Source organism: Methylopila sp. Yamaguchi (genome assembly GCF_002897035.1).
Taxonomy (GTDB): domain Bacteria; phylum Pseudomonadota; class Alphaproteobacteria; order Rhizobiales; family Methylopilaceae; genus Methylopila.
On sequence record NZ_BAUX01000022.1, the window covers coordinates 23,147 to 38,547 of the forward strand.

The 15,401-nt window shown below is 69.9% G+C and carries 13 protein-coding genes; 10 read left to right on the plus strand and 3 right to left on the minus strand.

Going from position 1 to position 15,401, the window contains the following annotated elements:
* Positions 1–81: 81 nt before the first annotated feature.
* The 3 genes from METY_RS19265 (at position 82) to METY_RS19270 (ending at position 1,383) form a co-directional block, all read left to right on the plus strand.
* The gene (locus METY_RS19265; RefSeq protein ID WP_146035766.1) at positions 82–573 is read left to right on the plus strand and encodes a hypothetical protein; all 492 of its coding nucleotides are present in this window, start codon (positions 82–84) and stop codon (positions 571–573) included.
* 174 nt (positions 574–747) lie between these two features.
* Positions 748–960, plus strand: a complete 213-nt coding sequence (locus tag METY_RS21155; RefSeq protein ID WP_160147394.1) for a hypothetical protein — start codon at positions 748–750, stop codon at positions 958–960.
* A 156-nt stretch (positions 961–1,116) separates the two neighbouring features.
* A complete protein-coding gene (locus METY_RS19270) occupies positions 1,117–1,383 on the plus strand; it encodes a YARHG domain-containing protein (protein ID WP_103123015.1) in 267 nt (88 codons plus the stop codon).
* Between the two features lie 272 nt (positions 1,384–1,655).
* On the opposite strand, the gene METY_RS19275 is transcribed toward METY_RS19270, so the two are convergent.
* Positions 1,656–2,594, minus strand: coding sequence for an NYN domain-containing protein (locus METY_RS19275; RefSeq protein WP_103123016.1), 939 nt, complete (start codon positions 2,592–2,594; stop codon positions 1,656–1,658).
* A gap of 216 nt (positions 2,595–2,810) precedes the next feature.
* Here METY_RS19275 and METY_RS19280 point away from each other — a divergent pair, with 216 nt between their 5' ends.
* The 3 genes from METY_RS19280 to METY_RS19290 are packed head-to-tail and all read left to right on the plus strand — an operon-like array spanning position 2,811 to position 6,820.
* Positions 2,811–4,763, plus strand: coding sequence for an AI-2E family transporter (locus METY_RS19280; RefSeq protein ID WP_103123048.1), 1,953 nt, complete (start codon positions 2,811–2,813; stop codon positions 4,761–4,763).
* A gap of 57 nt (positions 4,764–4,820) precedes the next feature.
* Entirely contained in the window at positions 4,821–5,222 is a 402-nt protein-coding gene (msrB, locus tag METY_RS19285) for a peptide-methionine (R)-S-oxide reductase MsrB (protein WP_103123049.1), read from the plus strand.
* Between the two features lie 59 nt (positions 5,223–5,281).
* The gene (locus METY_RS19290; protein WP_103123017.1) at positions 5,282–6,820 is read left to right on the plus strand and encodes a rhomboid family protein; all 1,539 of its coding nucleotides are present in this window, start codon (positions 5,282–5,284) and stop codon (positions 6,818–6,820) included.
* On the opposite strand, the gene METY_RS19295 is transcribed toward METY_RS19290, so the two are convergent.
* Positions 6,801–8,078, minus strand: coding sequence for a PQQ-dependent sugar dehydrogenase (locus tag METY_RS19295; RefSeq protein WP_244593745.1), 1,278 nt, complete (start codon positions 8,076–8,078; stop codon positions 6,801–6,803). The two genes, METY_RS19290 and METY_RS19295, sit on opposite strands and share 20 nt — an antisense overlap.
* Positions 8,079–8,183: 105 nt before the next feature.
* Here METY_RS19295 and METY_RS19300 point away from each other — a divergent pair, with 105 nt between their 5' ends.
* From METY_RS19300 to METY_RS19310, 3 genes are all read left to right on the plus strand, one after another.
* Entirely contained in the window at positions 8,184–9,434 is a 1,251-nt protein-coding gene (locus METY_RS19300; protein ID WP_103123018.1) for a PQQ-dependent sugar dehydrogenase, read from the plus strand.
* The gene (locus METY_RS19305) at positions 9,434–9,757 is read left to right on the plus strand and encodes a c-type cytochrome (protein ID WP_103123019.1); all 324 of its coding nucleotides are present in this window, start codon (positions 9,434–9,436) and stop codon (positions 9,755–9,757) included. The genes METY_RS19300 and METY_RS19305 overlap by 1 nt, the downstream gene beginning before the upstream one ends.
* A gap of 116 nt (positions 9,758–9,873) precedes the next feature.
* The gene (locus METY_RS19310; RefSeq protein WP_103123020.1) at positions 9,874–10,668 is read left to right on the plus strand and encodes a polysaccharide deacetylase family protein; all 795 of its coding nucleotides are present in this window, start codon (positions 9,874–9,876) and stop codon (positions 10,666–10,668) included.
* A 23-nt stretch (positions 10,669–10,691) separates the two neighbouring features.
* Here the strand turns inward: METY_RS19310 and METY_RS19315 are convergent, their stop codons facing one another.
* A complete protein-coding gene (locus METY_RS19315; protein WP_103123021.1) occupies positions 10,692–12,044 on the minus strand; it encodes an Nramp family divalent metal transporter in 1,353 nt (450 codons plus the stop codon).
* A gap of 291 nt (positions 12,045–12,335) precedes the next feature.
* On the opposite strand from METY_RS19315, the gene ppdK reads away from it, so the two are divergent.
* On the plus strand, positions 12,336–15,029 hold the full coding sequence (ppdK, locus tag METY_RS19320; RefSeq protein WP_103123022.1) for a pyruvate, phosphate dikinase: 2,694 nt from the start codon (positions 12,336–12,338) through the stop codon (positions 15,027–15,029).
* Positions 15,030–15,401: the final 372 nt, after the last annotated feature.

Genomic DNA, 15,401 nt, shown 5'->3' on the forward strand with positions numbered 1-15,401 from the left:
GCCTGCGCGGATGACATCCGCGCAGGCCTATGGTCCGCTTGCAATGCGGGCGCCGACTCGGGCGCCTCAGGGGGCGGCGACATGAGGCGTGGGAACCTGCGACGGGCGATGCGCCTGAGCGTGGCGGCGGGCGGGCTGGCGGCCCTTGGCCTCTCCAGCTGCGCCACGCCGCCGGAGCGCACGCCGCAGAACTCAGGCATGGCGACATGCCGCGCGGAAGACATGGTCTACTGCAAGGAGCTGGCGGGCTACACGCACCGCAGCCTCGGCCCCGCCCAGATCGAGTACATCGCGCCGGACGGCAAGCTTTATCTCTGGATCAACGACCGCATCACCAAGGGGCACTGGGAGATCGGCCACGGCCTCGGCACCTTCATGTGCTACGACTACGGCGGTCCCCCTAACTGCAAGTTGCTCAGCGCGGAGCGTCGCAAGAAGGACGAGAGCGTTCCCGGCGACCCGCTGCGGCTCGCGGAGCGCTCGACCGCGCCGCTGGCGCTGGAGTTTTTCGACAGCCGGACGATCGTGCAGCTGGTGGCGGAGGTCGACGGGGCCAAGCCGGCGAGACGGTGAGCGATGACGCGATGCTTGGTTTTTATTGCATGGATTGCCCTAGGAGCGTGGGCTAGTTCGGCATTGGCTCAAGATGACACCGAGAAGACCTTTCCAGGCGCTATTAAACTTAGCGAATTAGCCCTCTTGAAGCGTGTAATCCGGAATCACCTTGCCATCTCGACGGATCCCACAGTGTTCATAGCGATGGCGCGCGTAGGAGGAAACGGGGTTGTCTACCTTTCTGGGGTTACGGATGGTGGCAGCGCGTCGACCTCCAATCTCTTCTTTGCGCATAAGAAAGGTGAGGCCATTGAAGTCTTGGAAATAGATAGCGGTTCAAAAATCAATAGCAGAGCCAAAAAGCTTTGCGATACTCATGGCTTTCAAACCCCCATCCCCGGCTGAGCCTCCGCAGGCTTTGAGGGCAGCTTCCCATTTCGCCCAATCTCTCATTCTGAAATTTTGATTTAACGACCTAGGATGCTATCAGATTTACAAGGACACCAAGGAATTCTCTTCCGCTCCGTATTTAGAATCCATCCCCAATCAAGTAAAATGGCCATGAAACGAACCGTACTGACCAGCGTCGTCTTGCTGCTTTTGGCTACCCCGGCTTTCGCCGTGTTTCCCTGCGACGAGCTTTGGGGCGAACGGAACGCGGTGTATGCGGAGGCGGGCTACTGCTTCAAAACGGCGAAGGCCATCCGAGCGTTCGGCAACGCCGGGTGCCGCTTCGACCGGTTGGAGGACGTGCCGCTGTCCGACCGCGACCGCGCTAAGGTGCACGAGATCGAGCGGGAGGAGCGCCGGAACGGCTGCCGAAGCTGACGCGCGCTCCCAATCCACACCGCGTCGTGCCCGCGCTTTCGCGCGGGTATCCACGTCTTGGGCGTCGGGCGCGGCGGACGGGGGGGTGGGGGGGAAGTAGTGGATGACCGCGAAGGGGGCATGACGATGCGGACGGCGCATTGGCGCGCCCGATGCCATGGCTTAACCGGGCGACTCTCCGCGAGGCGTCGCGAAAGCGCGGGACGTTTGAGAGCGCGCCGCAGAGGGTGCGACGTCGAGGGGGACTCTCCCGGCGCGGTGGTGGCCGAAATCTACTTCAACCGCACATAGACGCTGCGCTGGCCGGTCGAGCTGCGTTCGACCTCGAACAGGCCGGTGGCCTCCACCAGATCGCTGAGACGGGCGAAGCCATAGTTGCGCGGGTCGAACTCCGGCGAGCGCTTGGCGATGTGGCTGCCGATCGCGCCGAGGCTGGCCCAGCCCGAGTCTTCGGCCACCGCCGCGAGCGCCGAGGTGAGCAGGGCGCGTGCGGGCGCGTCGACGGCGTCGCCGCGCCGCTGCTGCGACTTCGCCGCGGGGCTCGCGGTCGCAGCAGCCGGGAGGAGCGGCTTCGAAGCGCCTTTGTCGGGCGCCGGCGCGACGGCCTTACCGGCCCCCTTCTCCGCGGCCTTGGCCCCGGTCCTGGCTGACGGTTTGCCGGCCGGCGTGTCCGTCGCGGCGGGATCCGGCGTCGGGGCGCCGGGAGTCTTCGCGGGCGCCGGGACGACGAGGCCGCCCGGCTGCGCCAGCACGTCGAAAAAGACGAACTTGTCGCAGGCGGTGATGAACGGGCGCGGCGTCTTGCGCTCCCCGAAGCCGTAGACCAGCACGCCCTGCTCCCGCAGCCGCGAGGCGAGGCGCGCGAAGTCGCTGTCGCTCGACACCAGGCAGAAGCCGTCGAACCGGCCGGTGTAGAGCAGGTCCATGCCGTCGATGATCATCGCCCCGTCGGTGGCGTTTTTTCCCGTGGTGTAGGCGAACTGCTGGATCGGCTGGATCGAGTGCTCCAGCAGGCACTGCTTCCAGCCGCCGAGGTTGGGCTTGGTCCAGTCGCCGTAGATGCGCTTCACGCTGGCCGTGCCGTAGGTCGCGATCTCGGCGAGCAGGCCCTCGACGATCTTCGGAGAGGCGTTGTCGCCGTCGATCAGGAGCGCCAGCGTGGCTGAGCGGTCGGCGGGATCGATGCGGCGCGGCGCGGGACGGTTGGTCATGCGCGGACCATGCGTCGCCGCGCGGGCCGCGGCAACCGGAGAGCGAGGGGAAGGCGGCCCAAGCCGCCGCAAGGCGCGCGGCGGATCGCCTGCGTCACCTTTCCTTCATCGTTCCGGCCTTTCTGCGGCGCCCGCGAGGAACGGCGGGGCCGCCGAGACGTTCTGGCCTGCGAGGGCGAGATGCGCGGCTCCGGCCGCGTGGGGGACGTGACGATCATGGCGGAGACTTCCGACGCGCAGGGACGGGGCCTCGCCCCGGCGAGCCCGCTGATCACGGCGGCCTGCGCCGCGATCATCGGCTGCATCGTCGTGGGCGTGCTCTATGTCGGGCGCGACCTGCTGATTCCGCTGGCGCTGGCGCTGCTGCTGAGCTTCGTGCTGTCGCCGCTGGTCGGCCGGGCGAAGAAGCTCGGCGCGCCGCGCACGCCCGCCGTGATCGTCGTCACGCTGTCGGCCTTCCTGCTGCTGTTCGGCCTGTCGGCGATCATCGCGGGGCAGGTGGGGCAGCTCGCGGCGGACCTGCCGCAGTACCAGTCCACCATGCGCCAGAAGGCGCAGTCGGTCCGCGAGATCACCGGCGGCAGCCGCACGCTGGAGCGCGCGGCCGAGCTGCTGCAGAGCCTGGGCCAAGAGCTGAACGCCCCCGCCGTCGGCGGCCGCACGCTCGGGCCGGACGGCAAGCCGATCGAGGCCGAGCGCAAGCCGGACCAGCCGCTGCCGGTCGAGATCCACTCGCCGCCCCCGACGCCGCTGCAGAACCTGCAGGCGATCCTGGAGCCGCTGATCCACCCGCTCGCGACCACCGGCATCGTGCTGATCTTCGTGATCTTCATCCTGCTGCAACGGGAGGACCTGCGGAACCGGCTGATGAGCCTCGCCGGCGCCCACGACATCCAGCGCACCACAGCAGCCCTCGACGACGCCGCCAAGCGGCTGAGCCGGCTGCTGCTGACCCAGCTCGCGATCAACGTCGCCTTCGGGATCGGCATCGGTTGCGGTCTGGCGCTGATCGGGGTGCCGAGCGCGGCGCTGTGGGGCATCCTCGCCGCGGTGCTGCGCTTCGTGCCCTACATCGGCGCGATCATCTCCGCGATCTTCCCGCTCGTGCTCGCGGCCGCGGTCGATCCGGGCTGGAGCATGCTGATCTGGACCGCGGTGCTGTTCGCGGTGGTTGAACCCATCGTGGGCCACGTCGTCGAGCCGCTGGCCTACGGCCGCAGCACGGGCTTGTCCCCGGTCGCGGTGGTGGTCGCCGCGACCTTCTGGACGGCGCTGTGGGGGCCGATCGGGCTGGTGCTCGCGACGCCGCTGACGGTGTGCCTGGTCGTGCTCGGCCGCCATGTGCAGGCGCTGCGGTTCCTCGACGTGATGTTCGGCGACCGGCCCTCGCTGTCGCCGCCCGAGCTGTTCTACCAGCGCATGCTGGTGGGCGATCCGGCCGAGGCGGCGGAGAAGGCCGAGGAGTTCCTGCGCGAGCGCTCGCTCTCGGCCTATTACGAGGAGGTCGCGCTGCCGGGCCTCATGCTCGCGAGCCGGGACGCGCTGAGCGGGGCGCTCGACGAGCGCCGCATCGCCACGGTGCGGGGCGCGGCGGACGAGTTGGTCGAGGATCTCGACGAGTGGGACGACGCCGATCCGGAGCCGCCGGTCGACCAGACGCAGGACATCGAGTCGGTCGACGCGGTGGAGCGCGCCGAGCCCTCCGCGTCCGCCGCGGCTCTGCCGGACGCGAGCCCGGTCCAAGCGCTGAAGGTGCGCTGCGTCGGCGCCCGCGGGCCGATCGACCAGGCCGCCGCCGGCGTCGTGCGGCAGGTACTGGAGAAGCACGGAATGGCCGCGACCCTCGAGGCCGACGACTTCCTGTCGACGACGAGCGTGGTCGAGCTCGACGGGCCGGGCCGCACGGTGATCCTCCTGGCGTCGCTCGCGCCAAGCGAGGCGCATCTGCGGCTCGCGGTCCGCCGCATCCGCCGGCGCGCGCCGGGCGCGACGGTCGTGCTCGGCTGCTGGAGCGCCGAGGGCGACGCGGGCGAGACCGCAATGCGCCGCGCGGGCGCGGACGCCGTCGGCCGCAGCCTGCCCGAGGTCGTCGCGCTCTGCCTCGCCGCCGGCGAGCCCCAGCCGGAGACGGGCGTCGCGGAGGCGCCGGCTCTCGCCGCCGTAACGTGACGTCGGGCCGGGGCGTACCTACATCCCGACCCGACACCCCTGATGGAGGCGCGCGAGATGCTGGACGAGGTCTACGAGGTCACCCGCACTGACGAGGAATGGCGGGCGCTGCTCACGCCCGAGCAGTACCAGGTGATGCGCCGCCACGGCACGGAGCGGCCCGGCAGCTGTTCGCTGCTGCGTGAGAAGCGCGCGGGCGTCTTCGCCTGCGTCGGCTGCGGGCAGCCGCTGTTCCGCTCCGGCGAGAAGTTCGAGAGCGGCACGGGCTGGCCAAGCTTCGACGCGCCGATCGAGGGTGCGCTGGGCGAGACGGTCGACCACAGCTACGGCATGACGCGCACCGAGGTGCACTGTTCGCGCTGCGGCAGCCACATGGGCCACGTGTTCCCCGACGGCCCGCCGCCGACCGGCCTGCGGTACTGCATCAACGGCGTCGCTCTGGCGTTCGAGCCGGAGTGACCGTGACGCGCGGCGCGGTGGGGTCCGGCCCCGCGGGCTCGGGCTAGGGCCGGGCCTCGATGGATCTGCCGTCGATCCTGCCGATCGTCGTCGGGCTGTGGTGCGTGGCGTTTCTCGTCCGCGCCGTCGCGGTCGCCCGCCGCGGCGGCCCCTTCGCGACGGGTTGGGTGGTGAAGGCCGCGCTGGCGCTGCTCGGCGTAGGCGCGGCCCTCGCGCTCGGGTCCGAGACCGCGCTCTACGGGGTCTCGGCGGCCTGGGCGGTGCTGCTGGTCGCGCCGGCGCTCGCCGCGCAGGGGCAGGCGCGGGAGCTCGCCGGCCTGCGGTTCGACCGCGCGCGCGTCTACGCCGAGATCGTCCGCCTGCTGCACCCCATCGACGGCTGGCGCGGCGCGCCGGACCTGATGCGCGTGCTCGCCAGGGCGCAGGCCGGCGACGCCTCCGTCGTCCCCGAACTCCGGCGCAGGCTCGAGGCGGACGACCTTCCCGCGGGCGCCCGGCCCTATGTCTGGGGCGAGATCGCGCGGCTGACGGGCGATTGGGACGGGCTGCTCGCGCTGCGCCGCCCGACGCTTCCGGCGACGGCCGGCCTGAGGCTGCGGGCGCTGGGGGAGACCGGACGCCTCGCGGAGCTGGCGCAAGAGCACGCCCGGCTGGAGGAGCCGGACCCCTTCGCCGATCTCATGCTGTTCGCCTTTTCCGGACGGAAGCGAGGCGTCGCGGCCCTGATCGACGGCGCGCCCTTCGCGGCGCTGAGCCCGAGCGCGAAGGACTTCTGGCGCGCCACCGCTGCGATGGTCGCCGATCCCGGCGACGCCGCGGCGCGCGCCTTGGTGGAGGCGAGCGCGGCGGGGCCGCAACGGGACGCCTTGATCGCCCGCAGGCTGGGCGGAGGGCTCGGCGAGCGCTCGGCTCTCGACCCCAAGACCTCTGCGGCGATCGACCGGCTTGAGAACGACGTCGTCGCGGCGATGACTGGGGCCGCTCCCGTGGTCCGGCGTTGGCCGATCGTCACGGCGGCGCTGATCGCGGCCAACGTCGCGGCCTTCGGCGCGGAGATCCTGGTCGGGGGATGGGGCGGGCCGACCGATCTCGACACGCTGTACCAACTCGGCGCGCTGTGGCCGCCGTCCGTGCTCGAGGACGGTGAGTGGTGGAGGCTCGGCTCCGCCATGTTCCTGCATTTCGGCGCGCTGCATCTCGCCCTGAACATGCTGGCGCTGGCCGTCTTCGGACGTCAGGTCGAGCTGAGGGTCGGGCCTTGGCGCATGGCCGCGCTCTATGCGCTGGCGGGCCTCGGCTCCATGGCGGGCGTGCTCGCGCTCGGCGAGATCCGCGGAGCGGAGCCCGATCTGCTGATCGGCGCGTCCGGCGCCATCTTCGGCGTGGTCGGCGCCTTCGGCGCGCTGCTGGTCGCGGACGTCCGGGCGGGCCAGCGCGGCGCGCGCCGGAGGCTGATCGAACTCGCCGCCATCGTCGCCCTCCAGATCGCGTTCGACGCGCTGACGCCCGAGATCAGCATGTCCGCGCACGCCTTCGGTTTCGTCCTCGGCCTCGCCGCGGGGTTCGCGCTCCTCGGCGTCACTCGCCGACGTAGCTGACGCGGTAGACGGCGCCGTTGTGGTCGTCCGAGACCAGCAGCGATCCATCCGAGAGCGGCTGCACGTCGACCGGGCGGCCCACGTACTCGTCGTTCTGCACGAAGCCGCTGAGGAACGACTCGACCCCGGTCACGCGGCCCATGCCGTCGCGCAGCACGGCGACCACGTCGGCCTGTTTGCGCGCCCGGTTCCAAGGGCCGTGGCGGGCGACGAAAATGGCGTTGCGATACTTTTCCGGGAACGCGGTCCCTCTGTAGAAGCGCATCCCGAGCGGCGCGGCGTGGGGCCCAAGCAGAGCCTCCGGAGCCGTGAACTCCGAGCAGGAGCGCCCGGCGCCGAAGGCGGGGTCGGGCAGCAGGCCGGAGTGGCAATAGGGGAAGCCGAAGTCCTGGCCGAGCCGCGTCACGTGGTTCAGCTCGTCGGAAGGCTCTGGGCTGGTGAGGCCGTCGCGCTGGTTGTCGGTGAACCAGAGGTCGCCGGTCGTCGGGTCGAAATCGAACCCCACGGAGAACCGCACGCCGCGGGCGACCGTCTCTACGCCGGTCCCGTCCAGGTTCATGCGAAGGATCCGGCCGTGGGCGTCATCGGGCCGGCAGACGTTGCAGGGCGACCCGACGGTCACATAGAGCTTGCCGTCGGGACCGACCTTGACCGCCTTCCAGCTGTTCGGCGACTCGGCCGGAAACGCATCGTAGACCACCGCCGGCTCGCCCGGCCGGTCGATCCGGTCCTCGATTGCGTCAAAGCGGAGGATCTTGCGGGGCGTCGCGACGTAAAGCGCGCCGCCGGAGACTTCGATCCCGTTCGGCAGCGGCGTGTCGTCGAGCACGACATGGACGGCGCGACCGCCGGCGGGCGTCTTCACCAGCGCGTAGACGCGGTTCGCGACGAACAGCGAGGAGACGAAGACCGTGCCGCGCGGCCCCTCCCGCAGCATGCGCGCGTCCAGCACGTCGCTCGCGAAGGTCTCGACCTTGAAGCCGGGCGGCGCCCTGAGCTTCGCGGTCGGCAACTCGTCCGCAGGCGTGGCCGCCGGAAACACCGAGGGCGGGGCGAGCCGGCGCGGGCTCTCGGACGGCGGTCGGCCGATCGCCCAGAAGTCCTCCGCGGCGACGGCGGGCGCTAGCGCGCCGACCAGAAGCAGGGCGGCCGCGGCGACGCGGCGGATATGGTCGAGCGTCGCTATGGCGATCCGTCTCCTGCGGCGGCCGCCGTCTCTGAGGCGGCGGTCTGTCGCGCGCGACGCTAGCCTCGCCAAAGCCTGTCGCCAAGCGCGACTCCTGACGGTTGCGCGGCTCCTCAGGTGAGCGCAGGATCGCTAGGCACGGGCCGCCATAAGGCCCGGCTAGGGAGTGAAACCGACATGGGAAAATCGCGTCTTTGCGCCGCGACGGCGCTTGCCCTTTTGTGCTCAATTCCGGCCCAGGCGGCCGACGACGCTCTCGACAAGCTTGGCGGGTTCCGCACGACGGGGACGAGCCTCGACATCCCTCAGGTCGAGCAGAGCGGCAAGAAGGCCGAGAACCTCAAGTCCATCGCGCAGAAGATCAAGGTTCCCGACGGCTTCAAGGTGGAGCTCTACGCCATCGTGCCGGACGCCCGGCACATGGCGGTCGGAACCAATGTCGGCGTCGTCTTCGTCGGCACCCGCAAGTCCAAGGCCTATGCCGTGACCGACCGCGACGGCGATCACGTGGCGGACGAGGTGAAGGAGTTCGCGCCGTCGCTGAGGAAGAGCGTGCCCAACGGCATGTGCTTCACCAAGGACGGCTTCCTCTACGTCATCGAGCACAACCGCGCGCTGCTCTTCCCGGCGGCGGAGTTCTTCTACGAGAGCCCGGACGTCGCCGTTGCGGTGATCGCGGAGCAACTGATCCCGAAGGAGGACGAAAGCTTCAATCACGGCGCGCGCACCTGCGCGATCGGCCCGGACAACAAGCTCTACATAACGCTCGGCCAGCCGTTCAACGTGCCGCCCAAGGAGAAGCTCAAGGGCTTCGCGGAGGCCGGGATCGGCGGGATCATCCGCATGGATCGCGACGGCAAGAACCGCGAGGTCTTCGCGCGCGGGATCCGCAATTCCGTCGGCCTCGACTTCAACCCGGCGAACGGCGAACTCTGGTTCACCGACAACCAGGTGGACGGCATGGGCGACGACATCCCGCCCGGCGAGCTCAACCGCGCGCCGAAGCCGGGCATGAACTTCGGCTTCCCCTGGTACGGCGGCGGCAAGATCCGCACGGTCGAGTACAAGGATGACGAGCCGCCGGCCGACGTCACCTTCCCCGAGGTGGAGTATGCCGCGCACGCCGCGGATCTCGGCATGCGGTTCTATGCGGCGGAACAGTTTCCGGAGAAATGGCGCGGCGGGATCTTCGCCGCCGAACACGGCTCCTGGAACCGCACCAAGCCGATCGGAGGACGGATCATGTTCACGTCGTTGAAGCCGGACGGGACGGCGGACAAGACCGAGGTCTTCGCCGAGGGATGGCTCGATCCGAAGACCGGGCGCTATCTCGGCCGCCCTGTGGACGTCGCCATCGCGCTGGACGGGTCGATGCTCGTCTCCGACGACCTGTCGGGCGCGATCTGGCGCATCTCCTACGGCGAGTGATGCGCGCGCGGGAACTCCTCGCTGCCGTCGCCGTCCTCTCGCTCGCAGCGGCGCCGGCCTTCGCCGACGCCGCTGCGGGCAAGGACAAGGCGCAGGCTTGCGCGGCCTGCCACGGGCTCGACGGCCTGTCGCAGATGCCGAACGCCCCGCACATCGCGGGGCAGCCGGAGGTCTACCTCAAGGCGCAGCTCGAGGCGTTCCGCTCCGGCGCGCGGGTGAACGAGATGATGTCGGTGGTCGCCAAGGGCCTCAGCGACGAGGACATCGACGACCTCGTCGCCTGGTACTCGGCGATCGAGGTGACGGCGAAGCCGCCGGAGTGAGGCGTCCGCGCCGCTCGCTTCCGCGAAACGTTAAGCGATTGGCGGCATAGAGACGAAGCGCCCTAGATTCGCCTCATGGCGGGCGGATCGGGGCGCAATCGTTTCCGGAGACCGCCATGCGCCTGGTCCGTCTGATCGCCGCCGCCTTCGCTTTCGCGCCCGTCGCTGCGCAGGCCGCGGACGTGGAGCCGCGTCTGACGATCGTTGCGCCGGACCCCTCAGTGCGGACCGTCGCCCTGACGCTTGACGCCTGCTCCGGCGCCACCGACCACCGGGTGCTCGACATGCTGGTGGCCGAGGCCATTCCCGCGACGGTGTTCGTCACGCACCGGTGGATCCGTTCGAACCCCGCGGGCCTCGCCACGCTGAAGGCGCATCCCGAGCTGTTCGAGATCGAGAACCACGGCGAAAACCACGTGCCGGCGGTGACCGACGTCTCGCAGGTGTTCGGCCTCAAGACCGCCGGCTCGCTGGAGGCGGTGCGCGCCGAGGTGGCCGGCGGCGCCGCGGCGGTCGAGGCGGCGACGGGCGAACGCCCCCGCTGGTACCGTGACGCAACCGCGCGCTACAGCCCCGACGCAGTCGCCGAGATCAAGGCGCAGGGGTTTGCGATCGCGGGCTACTCGCTGAACGCCGACATGGGCGCCTCCCTGATGGCGCCCACCGTCGCGCGGCGGGTGGCGGCCGCGAAGTCCGGCGACGTCATCATCGCCCACATCAACCAGCCCGGGCGGGCAGCGGGGGAGGGGCTTGCCGCCGGCATAAGGGCGCTGAAGACGGCCGGCGCGCGGTTCATGCTGCTGAAGGACGTCGAGACCCGATTGGACGACGGGCCGGAGACCACGATCGCCGTGCGGAAGGCGGCGCCCGCCCTGCCGAGCGCGGCGCCGAAGAAGGCCAGGACCTCCTGACGCTTCAGGAGACGCCCTGAGTTTCAGAGGCCGCTGGCGAAGTCGTAGAGCAGCTTCATGTTGAGCGCGACGATGACCGCGGCGGTGACGCCCGCAGCGACGCTCATCCAGCGCGGCGCGACGAACTCGCCCATCTTCGAGCGGCTGGCGGTGAACCACACCAGCGGGATCACCGCGAAGGGCAGCTGCAGGCTCAGGATCACCTGGCTCAGCACCAACAGCTGCGCGGTGCCGCTCTCGCCGTAGATCAGGGTGACGGCGATCGCCGGCGTGATGGCGATGGCGCGGGTGATCAGGCGGCGCAGCCAAGGCGCGAGCCGGATGCGCAGGAAGCCCTCCATCACCACCTGGCCGGCGAGCGTCGCGGTGACGGTCGAGTTCAGGCCGCAGCAGAGCAGGGCGACGCCGAAAGCGGTCGCGGCGATCGCGCCGCCGAGCAGCGGCCCAAGCAGCGTGTGCGCCTCGCCGAGCTCCGCCACTTCCGTGCGCCCGTTGGCGTGGAAGGCGGCGGCGGCGAGGATCAGGATCGAGGCGTTGATGACGAAGGCGAAGACCAGCGCGATGGTCGAGTCCGTCGTCGCGTAGCGGATCGCCTCGCGCTTGCCGGCGTCGGTGCGCTCGTAGCCGCGGGTCTGCACCACCGAGGAGTGCAGGTAGAGGTTGTGCGGCATGACCGTCGCGCCGACGATGCCGAGCGCGATGTAGAGCATCGCCGGGTTCTTCACGAGTTCGGTCGTGGGCGCGAGGCCGCGGATGATCGCGCCGAGGTCCGGATCGGCCATCGCGAGCTGCACCGCGAAGCAGGCGGCGATCACGAACAGCAGCCCGATGACGAAGGCCTCGATCCAGCGGAAGCCCACCCGCTGCAGCAGCAGCACGAGGAACACGTCGAGCGCGGTGACGACGACGCCGATCTCGAGCGGGATGCCGAACAGCAGGTTCAGGCCGATCGCGGTGCCGATCACCTCCGCGAGGTCGGTGGCGCAGATCGCGGCCTCGGCGAGCATCCACAGCACGAAGGCGACGGGCTTCGGGAAGGCGTCGCGGCAGGCCTGGGCGAGGTCGCGGCCCGCACCGACGCCGAGCCGCGCGCACAGCGCCTGCAGCAGCATCGCCATCAGGCTCGAGAGCGCGACAACGGCCATCAGCGCGTAGCCGAACTGCGAGCCGCCGGCGAGCGAGGTCGCCCAGTTGCCGGGGTCCATGTAGCCGACAGCGACGAGGTAGCCCGGACCCACGAAGGCGAGGAAGCGCCGGAGCGGGGAGCGCCCGCGCACGCCGACCGAACCGTTGACCTCGGCGAGCGACGCTTCGCCGGGGCGGCCGCGCCATCCGGAGAAGGGGGAGTCGGGCAGGCGCTGGGTCAGTTCGGTCATCGGGCGGGCTCGCTGACGGGGGCGTGCGGGAGGCGAGAACGATAATCACTTGCAACAACACCTTTTGCAAGTGGTTCGCAAGAGCGTCTTTTGCAAGCGCGAAGGGGCGCTGGCGTTTGGCATGCAAGAGATAGAGCGCTTAGCGGGCCGTCGAGTTCCCCCGCTGCCGCGACGCAGCATCGGTCTGCGACAACTTGCCATTGAACGAAAGGCGTGCAAGGTCCCTAATGCCGGACATGTAGGGCCCTAAATGGCCCGCGGGGGAACCGGCGGACAGGCGGAGAACGACGCATGACGAAGTGGGTGCTGACCTTCGGCGACGGACGTGCGGAAGGCCGCGCCGAGCTGCGCGAGCTGCTCGGCGGCAAGGGCGCGAACCTCGCCGAAATGGCGAACCTCGGCCTCCCTGTGCCGCCCGGCTTCACCGTCACCACCGAAGTCTGCACCTATTACTACGCCAATGGCCGGAGCTATCCCGCCGAGCTGCAGGCGCAGGTCGACGCGGGCCTCGACCACATTCAGGCGATAACCGGCCGCGTCTTCGGCGACGCCGCGAATCCGCTGCTGGTCTCCGTCCGCTCGGGCTCGCGCGCGTCGATGCCCGGCATGATGGACACGATCCTCAACCTCGGCCTCAACGACCAGACGGTCGTGGGCCTCGCCGAGGGCTCGGGCAATCCCCGCTTCGCCTACGACAGCTACCGCCGCTTCATCCAGATGTACTCGAACGTCGTGCTCGGCGTCGGCCACCACGCCTTCGAGGACATCCTCGAGACCGCGAAGGAGAAGAAGGGCGTCGTCGAGGACACTGACCTCAACGCCGACGATCTCCTCGCGCTGGTCGCCTCCTACAAGGCGAAGGTGCTGAAGGAGACCGGCGAGCCCTTCCCGCAGGACCCGCGCGACCAGCTCTGGGGCGCTGTCGGGGCTGTGTTCTCCTCGTGGATGAACGCCCGCGCCATCACCTACCGCAGGCTCAACGACATTCCCGAGAGCTGGGGTACGGCGGTCAACGTCCAGGCCATGGTGTTCGGCAACATGGGCGACACCTCGGCCACCGGCGTCGCCTTCACCCGCAATCCTTCCACCGGCGAAAACCGTCTCTACGGCGAGTTCCTGGTGAACGCCCAGGGCGAAGACGTCGTCGCCGGCATCCGCACCCCGCAGCCGATCACCGAAGCCTCCCGGATCGAGGGCAACGTCACGGCGCCGTCGCTCGAAAAGCGCCTGCCTGAGGTCTTCACCGAGTTTGTCCGCGTGTCCAACGTGCTCGAGAAGCACTACCGCGACATGCAGGATCTCGAGTTCACGGTCGAGCGCGGCAAACTGTGGATGCTGCAGGCCCGAAACGGCAAGCGCACCGCCAAGGCCGCGCTCAAGATCGCAGTGGATCTGGCGAGCGAAGGCCTGATCACCCGCGACGAGGCGGTGGCGCGCATCGATCCCCCGTCGCTCGACCAGCTGCTGCACCCGACGATCGATCCCAAGGCCGAGCGCAAGGTGATCGCCACCGGCCTGCCGGCCTCGCCCGGCGCCGCGCAGGGCGAGCTGGTGTTCTCGTCCGAAGACGCCGAGGTCGCGGTCGCGGCGGGCAAGAAGGTCATCCTCGCCCGCACCGAGACTTCGCCGGAAGACATCAACGGCATGCACGTCTCCGAGGGCATCCTCACCACCCGCGGCGGCATGACGAGCCACGCGGCGGTGGTCGCCCGCGGCATGGGCAAGCCCTGCGTCTCGGGCGCCGGCATGCTCCGTATCGACGAGAAGAACGGCACGCTCACCGTCTCCGGCCGGGTGTTCAAGGCCGGCGACGTGGTCACCATCGACGGCTCCACGGGCCAGGTGCTCGACGGCGCCGTCGCCATGGTGCAGCCGGAGCTTTCGGGCGATTTCGCCACGCTGATGCGCTGGGCCGACGAGGTGCGCCGAATGGGCGTGCGCGCGAACGCCGAGACGCCGGACGACGCGCGCGCCGCGCGCCGTTTCGGGGCGGAGGGCATCGGCCTCTCCCGCACCGAGCACATGTTCTTCGACGAGAGCCGCATCGTGTCGGTTCGTGAGATGATCCTCGCCGACGACGAGGCCGGCCGCCGCAAGGCGCTCGGCCAGCTGCTGCCGTTCCAGCGCGCAGACTTCGTCGCTCTGTTCGAGATCATGAAGGGCCTGCCCGTCACGATCCGCCTGCTCGACCCGCCGCTGCACGAGTTCCTGCCGCACACCGAGAAGGACATGGCGGAAGTCGCCGCCGCCATGGGGGTCGACGTCGAGAAGCTGCGCGCCCGCGCCGCCGAGCTGTCGGAGTTCAACCCGATGCTGGGCTTCCGCGGCTGCCGTCTCGCGATCGCTTATCCCGAGATCGCCGAGATGCAGGCGCGCGCCATCTTCGAGGCCGCGGTCGAGGCCGCCAAGTCCACCGGCGCGCCGGTGACGCCTGAGGTCATGGTGCCGCTCGTCATGGGTCGCCCGGACTTCGACTTCGTGAAGGCGCGCATCGACGCCGTGGCGAAGCTGGTCGAAGAGGAGACGGGCGAGAAGCTCGTCTATCAGGTCGGCACCATGATCGAGCTGCCGCGCGCCTGCCTGAAGGCGGACGAGATCGCCGAGACGGCGGAGTTCTTCTCCTTCGGCACCAACGACCTGACGCAGACCGCGCTCGGCATCAGCCGCGACGACGCCGCGACCTTCCTGAAGCACTACACCGACAAGAACCTGCTGCCGTCCGACCCGTTCGTGACGATCGACCGGGAGGGCGTCGGCGAGCTTGTGGTCCTCGGCGCCGAGCGCGGCCGCTCCGTGCGGCCCAAAATCAAGCTCGGCATCTGCGGCGAGCACGGCGGGGATCCCGCGTCCATCGCCTTCTGCGAGGAGGTCGGGCTCGACTACGTCTCTTGCTCGCCGTACCGCGTGCCGATCGCGCGCCTCGCCGCGGCCCAGGCTGCGCTGAACGCGAAGAAAGCCGCGACCAAGAAGGCGGCCGTGGCGTAATCGCCCCGACGCGTCACGCTCCCCGTCGCCCCGGGCTTGTCCCGGGGCCATAACCCCGCGGGTCGATCACAGGCTCGCCTCGGGGTCCTGGCCTTGAGCCGCGCCCCGGACGCGGACCCTCGCCAGCCAGGTGTCCACGGCGCCCGTCGCGTTTTCATTTGAACCTGAAGAGCGCCCATGCCCCGGCTCAAGGCCGGGGCATGGGGAACCGCGGGATCGCTTGTTCAGCTGCAGTGCCCGCTACTCTGTCCCCTCGCGAGATCGAAACCGCGCTTGCCCCTGTAATCCGCCGGGCCTTCAATCCGTAGACGAAGGAACGACCCGCCGCGCGGAGTCGTTCTGACGGAAACGCCGGCGACGATCGCGATCGGC

Excerpts from the sequence above, each read along its gene's own strand:
- METY_RS19300 (WP_103123018.1), top strand. The coding sequence starts at position 8,184 with ATGGGAAAATCGCGTCTTTGCGCCGCGACGGCGCTTGCCCTTTTGTGC.
- ppdK (WP_103123022.1), top strand. The coding sequence starts at position 12,336 with ATGACGAAGTGGGTGCTGACCTTCGGCGACGGACGTGCGGAAGGCCGC.
- METY_RS19270 (WP_103123015.1), top strand. The coding sequence starts at position 1,117 with ATGAAACGAACCGTACTGACCAGCGTCGTCTTGCTGCTTTTGGCTACC.
- METY_RS19280 (WP_103123048.1), top strand. The coding sequence starts at position 2,811 with ATGGCGGAGACTTCCGACGCGCAGGGACGGGGCCTCGCCCCGGCGAGC.
- METY_RS19310 (WP_103123020.1), top strand. The coding sequence starts at position 9,874 with ATGCGCCTGGTCCGTCTGATCGCCGCCGCCTTCGCTTTCGCGCCCGTC.
- msrB (WP_103123049.1), top strand. The coding sequence starts at position 4,821 with ATGCTGGACGAGGTCTACGAGGTCACCCGCACTGACGAGGAATGGCGG.
- METY_RS19275 (WP_103123016.1), bottom strand. The coding sequence starts at position 2,594 with ATGACCAACCGTCCCGCGCCGCGCCGCATCGATCCCGCCGACCGCTCA.
- METY_RS19305 (WP_103123019.1), top strand. The coding sequence starts at position 9,434 with ATGCGCGCGCGGGAACTCCTCGCTGCCGTCGCCGTCCTCTCGCTCGCA.
- METY_RS19265 (WP_146035766.1), top strand. The coding sequence starts at position 82 with ATGAGGCGTGGGAACCTGCGACGGGCGATGCGCCTGAGCGTGGCGGCG.
- METY_RS19290 (WP_103123017.1), top strand. The coding sequence starts at position 5,282 with ATGGATCTGCCGTCGATCCTGCCGATCGTCGTCGGGCTGTGGTGCGTG.
- METY_RS19315 (WP_103123021.1), bottom strand. The coding sequence starts at position 12,044 with ATGACCGAACTGACCCAGCGCCTGCCCGACTCCCCCTTCTCCGGATGG.